Below are 12,668 nucleotides of genomic sequence, written 5' to 3'. Positions count from 1 at the left end.
CCGTGCGCCATTCTCAAAATGCACTATTCTAGTGCGTAACAAGCTGGATTGAGGCGCACACATCCTCCCTTGAGCGCAAAAAATGGAGCGCCTAGTGCCTGATCTGGCGATCGATACGGCTTCTCTATTCAACTTGGTGCGGCATTTGCATTCAGCCTGAATAGAGAGTGCTCCTTCCCGATCATGGGATTTTCTTGCGGCAAGGTTAAGCGATGAGTCCAATATCCGAACTCCCTCGTCATCTTTTAGAGAATCTGACTACAGCGGTGCTGTTGCTGGAACAGAATCTGAATTTGACCTATATGAATCCAGCAGCGGAAATGCTGCTCGCGGCCAGTCTGACGCGTTTTCGTCACCAACCGCTGCCCGCTTTGTTTCAGGAACCAGAGGATGGCCTGAGCACCCTGAGAGAGGCCGCGCTCACCGGCCATCCTTTTACCAAGCGCGAAGCCTGTCTTCAGCTGCATCATGGTGAAACACTGACCGTAGACTATACCGTATCGCCGATTGCTGAGCTGGCCCATCAGGCCCAGCTGATCGTGGAGATTTTTCCGCGTGATCGCCAGCTGCGTATCTCGCGTGAAGAAGATTTAGTCAATAAGCAGGAAACTGTGCGCGCTTTAGTACGCGGCATGGCCCATGAGATCAAAAACCCGCTGGGTGGGATTCGTGGTGCGGCTCAACTTCTGGAGCGGGCGCTGCCCGATGACCAGCTCAAGGATTACACCCAGGTGATTATTGAAGAGGCGGATCGGCTCAGAAATCTTGTCGATCGTATGCTTGGGCCGAATCAGCTCCCAGCCATGCGCCTGCTCAATATTCATGAAGTTCTGGAGCGAGTCTATACCCTGGCGCAGGCCGAATTTGGTGATCATATCCGCTTGATACGTGACTATGACCCGAGCCTGCCTGAGTTTTATGGTGATCCTGAGCAGTTGATTCAGGCTGTGTTGAATATTGTGCGCAATGCCATGCAAGCCTTAATTGAGAGCGGCCATACCCAAGGGCGCATTATTTTGCAAAGTCGTGCCAAGCGCCAGTTCACCCTAGGCGCAGAGCGGCATCGCTTGGTTTGCCAGGTCAAAATCATTGATAACGGCCCCGGCATTCCTGAAGGGATGCAAGAGAATATCTTCTATCCCATGGTCAGTGGGCGTGCGCAGGGTACGGGGCTGGGCCTGACGATTGCCCAAGCCGCACTACAAAAGCACCAAGGCCTGATTGAATGCACCAGTCAGCCAGGTCATACCGAGTTTCGTTTACTGATTCCCTTTGATGCGTCAGAGGCAGAACAAAAACAAGGAGTGACACTATGAGCCCAACCCATCCTGTTGCAGCGCCTGATGCTTCTCGCTTGCCTTTTCGTGGTCAGGTGTGGGTGATTGATGATGATCGATCAATCCGCTGGGTACTTGAAAAAGCCTTGGAGCAAGCGGGGATTCAAGTTACCTGCTATGAGCGTGCTGATGCGGCCTTGCGCGATATGCTCCAACAGCCACCTGATGCTTTAATCTCGGATATTCGTATGCCCGGCATGGATGGTTTGGATCTGCTCAAGCAAACCCATGAGCTGTATCCCCAGCTGCCGGTGATTATTATGACGGCCCATTCAGACTTAGATAGCGCCGTGGCCTCTTATCAAGGCGGGGCGTTCGAATATCTGCCCAAACCCTTTGATGTTGATGAGGCTGTTGCCCTTGTCCAGCGTGCCCTAGCCCATGCAGCCGAACAGCAAGCGCAAAGAGCCCCTCAGCCTTTGGCGCAGGATAAAAACAATCCAGAAATTATTGGTGAAGCCCCTGCGATGCAGGAGGTGTTTCGTGCGATCGGCCGTCTATCGCATTCCACCATCACCGTGCTGATCAATGGTGAATCCGGCACAGGGAAGGAACTGGTCGCCCATGCCTTGCATCAGCATAGCCCGCGCGCGCAGCATCCTTTTATTGCGCTGAATATGGCCGCAATACCCAAGGATTTAATTGAATCCGAGCTTTTTGGTCATGAGAAGGGGGCCTTTACTGGGGCCGCAGGACAAAGGCAGGGGCGCTTTGAGCAGGCCAACAAGGGCACCTTGTTTCTTGATGAAATTGGCGATATGCCCGCAGAAACCCAAACCCGCCTGCTCAGGGTGCTGGCCGATGGCGAATTTTACCGTGTGGGCGGCCATACTCCCGTGAAGGTCGATGTACGGATTATTGCGGCCACGCATCAGGATCTGGAAAAACTGGTTGCGCAGGGCCGCTTTCGTGAGGATCTCTTTCATCGCTTGAACGTGATCCGCGTGCACCTCCCCTCATTGAAAGACCGACGCGAAGATATTCCGCGCTTGGCCGAACATTTTCTGGCGTCTGCCGCGCGTGAGCTCAGCAGCGAGGTCAAGGTGCTGCACGCACAAACGCTCGATTACTTATGCCGTCTGGATTGGCCGGGCAATGTGCGCCAACTGCAAAACACCTGCCGCTGGCTCACGGTAATGGCTTCTGGCCGCGAGGTGCTGCTGGATGATCTGCCCCCTGAGCTGCTTGCAAAATCACCCGGGCGCATTGCCAGTGATTGGGAGGCCGCGCTTAAATACTGGGCCGAGCAAGCCTTACAGCGTGGTGAAACACATCTGTTGGATAAAGCCGTGCCAGCCTTTGAGCGGATTATGATTCATGCTGCGCTCAAACAAACAGGAGGGCGTAAGCGTGATGCTGCTGAGCTTCTGGGTTGGGGGCGCAATACCCTAACACGCAAGTTAAAAGAGCTGGATATTCACAGCGAAGGCGGCGATGACGAAGACGAATAGTCTTGATACACACACCAGAGCGCGGGCCTGAATCGAGCGCTCTTGGTGCCTCTCCTCTCTTGGTCTAATGACAGATGTTTTTCTGTGCATTATCCTGTATCTTCTTGCTTCATTTATGGGTGTTTTCCTGAAAATTTACTACATAATTCTTCGCGTTTAATGCATTTCGCGGCGTATTCCTTTCAGGCGGTTGCACCTGTTTTGTGCTTAGAAATCCTTTTTCAACCTAGAATAAGAGGCGATTCTCCATGACTGATCGCGTACAGATCGACGGTTTACAGGTTCATCCTGCTCTTTATGAGTTTGTGAACAATCAAGTGCTGCCAGGTAGTGAAGTTACAAGCGAAGCTTTCTGGTCTGGCTTTTCCACCCTGGTGCATGAGCTGGCACCGAAAAATCGTGCGCTGCTAGAAAAAAGAGACGCGCTGCAAGCCAAAATTGATGCCTGGCATCAGGCCCATCCAGGCAAGCCAGATTTAACCGCTTACAAAAACTTTTTAAGCGAAATCGGCTATCTGCTGCCTGAGCCAGAAGACTTTCAAGCCACCACCACCCAAGTTGATGATGAAATCGCTTTGATGGCTGGCCCGCAGCTGGTGGTGCCGGTGATGAATGCGCGTTTTGCGCTGAATGCGGCTAATGCGCGCTGGGGCAGCCTCTATGATGCGCTCTATGGCACGGATGCCCTGCCAGAAGATGACGGCGCCACCAAAGGCCCTGGCTATAACCCTCTCCGTGGTGAAAAGGTCATTGCCTTTGCGCGTGATTTTCTCGATCAGAGCGCGCCTTTGGCCCAAGCTTCACACAAGCAAGCGACGGCTTACACAGTCGTTGACGGTCAGCTGCAGATCAGCCTGCAAGATGGCAGCCAGACTCAGTTGGCTGATCCGAGCCAGTTCAAAGGCTATACCGGCGAAGCCAGCCAGCCGACGGGCATTTTGCTGCAACACCACGGCTTGCATTTTGAGATTCAGATAGACCGTCAGCATCATATCGGTCAAAGCGATGCCGCTGGCGTCAAAGATGTGCTGATGGAAGCCGCACTGACCACCATCATGGACTGTGAAGATTCCGTCGCGGCGGTGGATGCCGAAGACAAGATCTTGGCTTACCGCAACTGGTTGGGCTTGATGCAGGGTAATTTGGCAGAAGCTGTCAGCAAGGGCGGTCAAACCTTTACCCGCGTGATGAACCCAGATCGTACCTATACCGCTGCGGATGGTTCTAGCCTGACACTGCATGGTCGTTCATTGCTGTTTGTGCGCAATGTGGGCCATCTGATGACCAATCCTGCGATTTTGCTCCAAGATGGCAGCGAAATCCCAGAAGGCATTATGGATTGCGCCATCACCAGCTTGATCGCCAAGCAAGATTTACTGGGCCGTGGTGCACTGCGTAACTCGCGCACAGGCAGTGTATACATTGTGAAGCCCAAGATGCATGGCCCTGAAGAAGTTGCTTTTGCCAACGAACTCTTTGGTCGTGTTGAGGCGGTCATTGGCCTGGCACCCAATACCCTGAAAATGGGCATCATGGATGAAGAGCGCCGCACAACCGTCAACTTGAAGGCTTGTATCCGTGAGGCCAAAGAGCGCGTGGTGTTTATCAACACCGGCTTCTTGGATCGCACTGGGGATGAGATTCATACCTCGATGGAAGCTGGCCCCATGATTCGTAAGGGCGAGATGAAAACCTCAGCCTGGATTCAAGCCTATGAGCAGTGGAACGTGGATATCGGTTTAAGCTGCGGCCTCAAAGGGCGCGCTCAAATTGGTAAAGGCATGTGGGCGATGCCCGATCTGATGGCAGAAATGCTCAAACAGAAGATCGCGCACCCTAAATCTGGCGCGAATACCGCTTGGGTGCCTTCACCCACGGCAGCGGCATTACACGCTCTGCATTATCACCAAGTGAGCGTGGCCGAGGTGCAAGAAAAGCTGATGAGCCGTGAACGCGCCAATCTGGATGATATTTTGACCATCCCTGTGGCCGAGCAGCCCAACTGGAGCGCAGAAGACATTCAGCAGGAGCTGGATAACAATGCGCAGGGGATTCTGGGTTATGTGGTGCGCTGGGTGGATCAAGGCGTGGGCTGTTCAAAGGTGCCAGACATCAATAACGTTGGCCTGATGGAAGACCGCGCCACACTGCGTATTTCCAGCCAGCATATTGCCAACTGGTTGCGTCATGGCATTTGTACCCGTGAGCAGGTAATCGAAACCTTACAGCGCATGGCGAAGGTCGTGGATGAGCAGAACGCAGCTGATCCGCTTTACCAGCCGATGTTTGGCCGCTTTGAGCAATCGATTGCTTTCCAGGCAGCACAGGAGCTGGTGTTAGAGGGTTGTGTTCAGCCTAGCGGCTATACCGAGCCAGTGCTGCACCGCCGTCGTCTGGAGCTGAAGGCCTCGCAAGCCTAAGGCATTGATGACCCAGGCGCGCTTTTTTGCAGGCGCGCCTGGGTCAAGGATCAGACTGCTGGCCTTGCTGAGCTGGGTCAGCGTATTAAAGAAGAAAACAAAAAAGCGAGCCAAGGTGATCTTGAGCTCGCTTTTTTGTGGCGAAAGCATCCAACTCAATAAGAGGTGATGCCCAGACGCTTAGTTCATCATGCTTTCAATGCGCTCACGCAGTTCTGGATTGCTTTGTACTGCCATGGCGATGCTGTTATAGAGTTCAATATCTAAACCTTGCTCTTCAACGGCTTCGACCATCAGTTGAATCGCTTCTTGCTCTAAGGCTTGAGCCTGGGCTGGGTCTTCTAGGCTCTCAAGACGCTGGGAGTAATCCTGACGTATCTCAGCCAATTCAGGCTGTACCGCCACAAACTGCTCTAACTGTTGATCTTGAAAGTGCACTTCACTCGTTGCTGGCGCTTGAGCCTGGGCAAAACCGACCATAACAAAAGACAGTAAAAACGCGCCAACGAGATGATTTAGCTTTTTCATAGGGACCTCAATTTTTATGAATGTCCTCTTTCCGACTGGTCATCTCCAGTGATGTTCCTGCTCTTTTGTAAGAGAATGTAATTTTTACTCTGATTTATTACAGAAAAAAGGCCCCTCAGGGCCTTTTCTTATCAACGAGAAGATCATCACACCTTGAAAGATCTTACGCTGCGCTGCTGATCACAAGCATGGCGCGAGAGGTTCTGGCTCGCTTGACGGATTTCTTCAGAACCCTGCATGGCTTCCTCAGAGGCCGCTGTAATGCTGGTGAAATTCAGGTTGATTTCTTCCGCTACGGCAGACTGTTCTTCAGCAGCGCTGGCAATCTGAATATTCATATTGCTGATGGCTGCCACAGCCTGCTTAATCTTCTCTAAAGAGGCACCCGCCCGTCGTGCCTGCTCAACACTTTGCACCGCCATACTGCGCCCTTTTTCCATCTCGGTGACCGCTCCGGCGGCGCTGGTTTGCATCTTCTCGATCCGCTGCTGGATATCGCGTGTCGATTCTTGTGTGCGGCTCGCCAGTGAACGCACTTCATCCGCAACCACTGCAAAGCCCCGCCCATGCTCACCCGCACGCGCAGCTTCGATGGCCGCATTCAAGGCCAGCAAGTTAGTTTGTTCGGCCACGCTTTGAATGACTTCCAGTACTTCACCGATCTGCTGGCTATCATCGGCAAGACGATCAATCACCTTACCGGCATCTTCTACCTTCGCTGCCAGTTCTTCAATGCTGCGAATGGTGCGTTCGACTTCCTGGCCGCCACTGACTGTTTCTTCATCAGCACCACGCGCTAAACGTGCGGCTTCGGCAGTGTGGCCAGCGACTTCCTGCACGGTGGCTGACATCTGATGGATAGCGGTGGCACCTTGCTCAGTTTGCTCGCGCTGACTGGCTACCAGCTGTAAATTGCTCTCGGCAGACTGGGCCATTTGAGTCGAGGATTGGGCCATCAGATTGGCGTTATCGCTGACACCACGAATAATGTCAGCCAGCTGGGCCGCCATATTCGAGACGGCACCTACAATGCTATCTGGATGGCGGGTCTCGATACGCACTGTGAGATCCCCAGCCGCAATTTGACGAATCTTCTGCGCTGCAATCTCGGGTTCACCGCCAATCATTTGTGTCATGCGTGAAACCAGCTTGTAGCTGATCAAAGCACCGACAATCAGCGCGACCAAGGTGATCGCCAGCATCAATAGCTGGAAGCTGCCTGTCTCACTGCGTACATAGTTCACCTGACGTTGAATATCGTTTTCTTGATAGTCAATAAAGGCATTGATGGCAGCTAACCAAGCCGTGTAAGCCTGTGCGGTTTCATGCTGCACAAGACGGCGGGCCTCACTGAGCTGATTCTGCTGTAGCAGGTTCAAGGTATTTTGAGTCAGGCTAAGCGCTTGGCGCTCGCTGGCTTGAATCCGATTCAACAGGGTCTGTTCTTCAGTCGTGATGCGCGTGGAATCACGAAAGAGTCGATCCATATTGCGTGCAGCTTCTTGATAAAAACCCTCAAGGCGCTGAATTTCGCGTAAGAAGCTCTGGCGTTCGCTACTTGATTCAACCAAGACCGCATCGCGGATGGCAATCGCCCGATCGTGCACACTGCCACGAAAGTTAATCGCATAACGCTGCTTGCGTGAGTCGACATCATTGATCTGAGTCAGTGCCCGATCAATAATCCCCACCTTGACGACCCCAACAGCCGTGACGGCCACGAGCAGGGCAAGAATCACGGCAAAACCCAGATACAGCCTTTGTGCGATAGTCATCTTTCTCTCCTCAGGAATCGGCTGCTAATAGTCTACGGCTTTCTGTAAATCAAAAGAAATAGCTTTTTATTATCTAATGTATAGCTTGTCTAAGCAATGTACATCTTTTGCAGGATAACAGCTATATGTGATCTATCTTTCTTTGCTGATCAAGAAGACCTCTGATTCACAAGTAGGGCGCGATGATGTGATATGAATCAGAGGACTCTCTTGCTTGCTTTATAGCTTGCTTTATAGATAACGCACGCGAAAGTTACGCCCTTTGAGTTTGCCTTGATTCAAGTGATCGAGGGCCGTTTTAGCCCAGCTTCGCTCGATCGAGACATAGGCTCTTCTGGGTGTGATGGTGATTTTTCCTATCTGCTCACGCCCCAGTTGTTCGCAGGCTGTCAGCGCACCCAAGATATCTCCTGGGCGCAGCTTGTCTTTTTTGCCGCCATCAATGACCAGTGTTTTCATCGGTGCTGGTGCAGGGTGGGTGCTGGCTGCGGGTGTGGCTGGCAGGGCTTCAAGTGTACAGGCCTGTTCGGAGACAGCACGAATCGCATCAAGACGCCGCTCGTCTTCTGGCCCCACAAGGCTGATCGCGACCCCTTCAGCTCCAGCGCGTCCTGTGCGCCCGATCCGATGCACATGGGCTTCTGGATCTTGGGCGAGCTGGTAGTTCACCACCAGATCCAGATTAGCGATATCCAGCCCACGTGCGGCTACATCTGTTGCCACGAGCAGATTGGCACTGCGATGGGCAAACTGAATCAGCGTCTGATCACGATCTCGTTGTTCTAGATCACCGTGTAAGGGTAAGGCTGAGAAGCCGGCCTGGCTGAGGGCTTCGGCCAGTTGTTGTGTTTCTTGGCGTGTGGTACAAAAAATAATCCCCATCTCGGGTGCGCGTTGCAGGAGGAGTGCTTGCAAGATGGCAAAGCGCTGCTGTTCCTTGGGGAGACGATAAAAATGCTGGGTGATCTTGGGTTGCGCCTGCTCGGTTTCAATTTCAACCAATAAAGGGTCACGCAAGGAGGCAGTTGCCAGGGTGCGTATGGCATCGGCAAAGGTGGCACTGAGCATCAGCGTCTGGCGTTGCGCGGGCGTGGCGGCCAAAATCGCATCGAGTGTCTCGCTAAAGCCCATGTCGAGCATACGATCTGCTTCATCCAGCACCAGTATTTTCAGCTGCTGAAGATCCAGATGTGTGCGGCGCAGATGGTCTTCAATGCGTCCTGGTGTGCCGACCAGCAGATGTGCGCCTTGTTCTAATGAAGCGATCTGCGGGCCAAAAGGCTGACCACCACACAGCGTCAGTACCTTGATATTGGGCAGGCCGCGAGCCAGACGGCGCAGCTCATTGGCAACCTGATCGGCCAATTCGCGTGTTGGACAGAGCACCAATCCTTGTATACTCAGTTGCGTCGGATCGAGGCGTTGCAGTAGCCCTAAACCAAAGGCAGCCGTTTTACCTGATCCGGTTTGTGCCTGAGCCAGCAGATCACGTCCTGCCAAAATCGCTGGCAAGCTGTGTGCCTGCACTGGAGTCATCGTGTGATAACCCAGTGTCGGTAGGTTGTTGAGAAGCTCTGCACGCAAGGACAGGCTAGAAAAAGAAGGAGCAGTCAAGGGCGTTACCTAAAATCGAAGAGGGAAGAAAAGGGCCGTGAGTGGGTCAAGGGTGACTCTGGGCCAGTTTTGAGAGTGGCATTAGCATAGCACAGGCCTCTTCTTCACTCCTGATGTTCTTTTTATTGATCTGATCATAAAGGATGGCTCCAATCCGATGCACACAGCGGACTCACTGGATCAAGCATTCGCGCGCACTAAGGTGCAGTTGCGACTCTGGCCACAGGCCTTTGCTCAGGCAGATTGGCGTGCCTTGGCGCATCCTGCGTATCGCGCTTATCTTGAAAACTACCATTTTGCGACCGAGTGCACAGCGCGTGCAGGTTGGCTTGCGCTAGACTCAGACCGTATTTGGATGCAGGCTTTTCGTCCACGCGATCAGGCCGCGCAGGGAACGCTCGTCCATCTGCATGGTTATTATGATCATGGGGCCAGCTATCCTTTCTTGCAGCGTTGGTGTTTGGCGCAACAGTTAATTTATTGCACTGTTGATCTTCCTGGGCATGGTTTATCGAGCGGACCACGTGCGGCGATTGATGATTTTCAGCGTTATCAGCAGCTATTGAATCAGGTGCTGGATCAACTGCGTCGTGAGCGCTGGCCTCGTCCTTGGCTCTTAAGTGGGTTTTCAACCGGAGGGGCGATCGCCTTGGAGCACGCCATGCAGCAGCTCCAGTTTGATCAGCTGGTGCTCTTGGCCCCCTTGGTCAGGCCGATTGGTTGGACAGCCATTCGCCGCTGGCGTCCATTATTGAATCTTGTGGTGCGCTCAGTGCCGCGTAAGCATCGTGATAACAGCCATGATCAGGCTTATCTGGACTTTGTGCGAGAGCAAGATGCGCTTCAGCCAAGGCGTTTGCCACTGGTGTGGGTGAAGGCGTTGGGGCGCTGGATTCGCCGCATTGAAAAACAGCCGCCTTGCAAAGCAAGAGTGATTATTATTCAGGGCGATGCCGACACCACTGTCGATTGGTCTTATAATCTCAGCGTGCTGCACCGCTTGCTGCCGAATGCTAAAACGCATTTGCTCCAAGGGGCGCGGCATCAGCTATTAAACGAGTCATCTGAGTGGCAAACCCAGCTCGCAGCACATTTGCTGCACTGGTTAAAATATAATCAATAATGATATGAAGGATTATCTATGCAAGGGTCATCAGTGACGGGGGCTGCACCTCGTCGATCATCTTGGTTGTTATTTGCTCTATTGGCGTTATTATTGAGCGGTTGTGCTTCGCATGCAGATCGCATGACCGAGGCGACAACGCTGATGCGCCATGGTGAGTTTGCGGCTGCGGAGGAAAGGGCGGCTGTAGCACTCGAGGGCGAGCGTCAGCGTTTGCTGCGTTTGATGGAAACTGGCGTATTACGTCATTTGCAAGGCGATTATCTCGGCAGTAATCAGCTGCTGGATGAGGCGGATTATCTGGCTGATGAGCTGTTTACTACCAGCACGATGGATCTGCTGAACCGCCTCAGCACCAATGCCACGCGCGTGACCTATCGTGGCATGCTCTATGAGCGGGTGTATATCCACTACTACAAAACGATGAACTTCCTCTTTTTGGCAGAACAAGCAGGTAGTCGTGCTGAGTTAGAGCGCTATCTGGATGCGGCCCGTATCGAGGGACGGCGTGCTCAGTTGCTGCTGGATGAAAACCTGCATCGCACCGGCGACTATGCTGAAGCTGAGGAAGAAGAAGGACGTTTACTCAACCAGATGATGGACTTGTATGCCAGCCTGAATGGTGAGGTGATCAATCCGCGCGAACTGGTTTTCCGAGATAATGCCTTTACCCACTATCTGATCGGCAGCCTCTATGAGCGCTATGGCGAGCTGGATAATGCCCGCATCAGCTATGAGCGTGCTGCTCGCACTTATGAGCAAGGTTATGCGCGTCAGTATGATCTGGGCGAGGCGATGACCGCTCAGGCTTGGTTTGATGTGGCGCGGATCTTGAAAACGCAGCGTGATGCCCGTTGGCAGCGTGTTGCACGCGAAAAACTCTCGGCTGAGCAGCGCCGCGTTCTGGATCAGTGGAATCCACGCACTGGCAGTCAGCTGCTGGTGATTCAAGAAGTGGATATGATGTCACCACGCGGTGAACTCAATCTGATGATGACCTTGCAGCCCGATACGAACCGCCTGTTTATTCGTCCTTTGACTGTAGGAACAGAAGATCAGCGGGCCTATCAACTGGCGTGGTTTTATTACCTCTATGCAGATAAAGGCTTGCTGAATGTCATTGAGCGTATTCGTGCCGATGACTATATTGGTCTGCTGACGATGCCGCATGAGAAAACAATCGGTGTTGGTCCGCTTCGCTCCACTCTGGATCAGCTCGGGCTGACCGAGATTTTGGCTTCCACCGGTGTGCGTCTGACGGTCCCGCTTTTTTACTACTATGAGCCACCCTTGCATGCCTCGCAGCTGACTTTAACGCCCGCGCAGGGCCGTGCCCAAACACAAGCTCTGCTCGATGCCGATAACCTAGCCGGTTTGGCGATGGCGCAGCATCTGGTCGATGCACAGAGTGAGTTGACGCAGGCGATGGCGATAGAATCTTTGCGTCTGGCGCTGTGTGTGCAAACCGGGATGCCGGGTAGCTTATGTGCTCTGACTGCCGCCGCTACCGCCAGTGCAGATACCCGTTTATGGGTGACTCTGCCGAATCGGATTCGTATTTCACGTCAGTTGCTGGCTGCTGGCGATTACCAGCTGACTTTGCGCAGTGAAGCCGAAGGCTTCAGTGTCGAAGAAACCCATGCGATCACGCTCAACCCAGGCCAGCTGCATATCTGGCGGGCGCGCACCTTTGCAGAAAACCCCCAAGCAGCCGTACCGAATCTGGTCACCCAGGCGCGGGCCGCTCGCTTAGCCAATGAAACCCTAGTTGAACTCTATGAGGATGTAGAAGATGAAAAAACAGTGGATGAATCTCACTAAAAGCTTAGTGGCTGCGCTCGGTATGAGCCTGCTATTGGTCGGTTGTGGTGGCACCCAGGTGAGTCGCTTGGATGCCAGTCAGGAAGTGGCGCTGACCGATCGCTGGAATGCCACCGATTCACGCATGGTGTCAGAAGAAATGATTGATGACATGCTGACCTTCCCTTGGTTGCAACGCTGGCGTCAGGCGCATCCAGAGCGCGATCGTCAGCCCACGGTACTGGTCCTTGGCGTGCGCAATCGTTCCCATGAGCACATTGCTGTGGATACCTTTATGAACGATCTGCGCCGTGCCCTGATTCGCTCGGGTCAGGTGGACTTTGTGGCCGCTGGTGATGTTCGTGATGCGATTCGTGAAGAGCGCCGCGACCAAGAGTTTATGGCAACACCAGAAACGGCGGCAGCTTTAGCGGCTGAAACTGGCGCTAACTTTGTCTTAACTGGATCGATTGACTCTTTTGTCGATCAATTAGATGGCCGTCGTGTGACCAGCTATCAGGTTGACCTGTCGTTAATTGATATTCAGACCAACCGTGAAGTCTGGTCTGGTCAAAAACGCATCCAGAAACTCCAGGAGCGCAGCCGCTTTAGGCTGTAGA

General features: G+C 53.2%; 9 protein-coding genes. 6 read left to right on the top strand and 3 right to left on the bottom strand.

Features of this window, described 5'->3' with window-relative positions; all coding sequences use genetic code 11:
- Window positions 1-212 precede the first annotated feature (212 nt).
- From glnL to V6U78_RS03370, 3 genes are all read left to right on the top strand, one after another.
- Window positions 213-1,316 carry a nitrogen regulation protein NR(II) gene (gene glnL / locus V6U78_RS03380; protein ID WP_405337206.1) on the top strand — a complete coding sequence of 368 codons (1,104 nt, stop codon included), beginning with the start codon at window positions 213-215 and terminating at the stop codon, window positions 1,314-1,316.
- Window positions 1,313-2,788 (top strand): nitrogen regulation protein NR(I), encoded by a 1,476-nt coding sequence (gene ntrC / locus V6U78_RS03375; RefSeq protein ID WP_405337204.1) that lies wholly within the window; start codon window positions 1,313-1,315, stop codon window positions 2,786-2,788. The genes glnL and ntrC overlap by 4 nt, the downstream gene beginning before the upstream one ends.
- A 248-nt stretch (window positions 2,789-3,036) precedes the next feature.
- Window positions 3,037-5,208: a malate synthase G gene (locus V6U78_RS03370; RefSeq protein WP_405337202.1), complete on the top strand. Its 2,172-nt coding sequence runs from the start codon at window positions 3,037-3,039 to the stop codon at window positions 5,206-5,208.
- Window positions 5,209-5,388: 180 nt separating this feature from the next.
- Here V6U78_RS03370 and V6U78_RS03365 read toward each other — a convergent pair whose 3' ends face one another.
- The 3 genes from V6U78_RS03365 to dbpA all read right to left on the bottom strand — a co-directional run bounded on the left by V6U78_RS03365 (window position 5,389) and on the right by dbpA (window position 9,125).
- Window positions 5,389-5,736 (bottom strand): DUF4168 domain-containing protein, encoded by a 348-nt coding sequence (locus V6U78_RS03365; RefSeq protein WP_405337200.1) that lies wholly within the window; start codon window positions 5,734-5,736, stop codon window positions 5,389-5,391.
- A gap of 146 nt (window positions 5,737-5,882) precedes the next feature.
- Window positions 5,883-7,511 carry a methyl-accepting chemotaxis protein gene (locus V6U78_RS03360; protein ID WP_405337198.1) on the bottom strand — a complete coding sequence of 543 codons (1,629 nt, stop codon included), beginning with the start codon at window positions 7,509-7,511 and terminating at the stop codon, window positions 5,883-5,885.
- Between the two features lie 231 nt (window positions 7,512-7,742).
- Entirely contained in the window at window positions 7,743-9,125 is a 1,383-nt protein-coding gene (dbpA, locus tag V6U78_RS03355) for an ATP-dependent RNA helicase DbpA (RefSeq protein ID WP_405337196.1), read from the bottom strand.
- Between the two features lie 157 nt (window positions 9,126-9,282).
- Here dbpA and V6U78_RS03350 point away from each other — a divergent pair, with 157 nt between their 5' ends.
- From V6U78_RS03350 to V6U78_RS03340, 3 genes are read left to right on the top strand one after another with little or no spacing between them, the layout of a single operon-like run.
- Window positions 9,283-10,248 carry an alpha/beta hydrolase gene (locus tag V6U78_RS03350; RefSeq protein ID WP_405337194.1) on the top strand — a complete coding sequence of 322 codons (966 nt, stop codon included), beginning with the start codon at window positions 9,283-9,285 and terminating at the stop codon, window positions 10,246-10,248.
- An 18-nt stretch (window positions 10,249-10,266) separates the two neighbouring features.
- Window positions 10,267-12,069, top strand: coding sequence for a hypothetical protein (locus V6U78_RS03345; protein WP_405337192.1), 1,803 nt, complete (start codon window positions 10,267-10,269; stop codon window positions 12,067-12,069).
- Window positions 12,041-12,667, top strand: coding sequence for a penicillin-binding protein activator LpoB (locus V6U78_RS03340; RefSeq protein ID WP_405337190.1), 627 nt, complete (start codon window positions 12,041-12,043; stop codon window positions 12,665-12,667). The genes V6U78_RS03345 and V6U78_RS03340 overlap by 29 nt, the downstream gene beginning before the upstream one ends.
- Window position 12,668: the final 1 nt, after the last annotated feature.

It is taken from the genome of Marinospirillum alkalitolerans (assembly GCF_045055655.1).
GTDB lineage: Bacteria > Pseudomonadota > Gammaproteobacteria > Pseudomonadales > Halomonadaceae > Marinospirillum > Marinospirillum alkalitolerans.
Note: the sequence above shows the minus strand (reverse complement) of the source record. Positions and strands in the feature narration are given on the sequence as shown.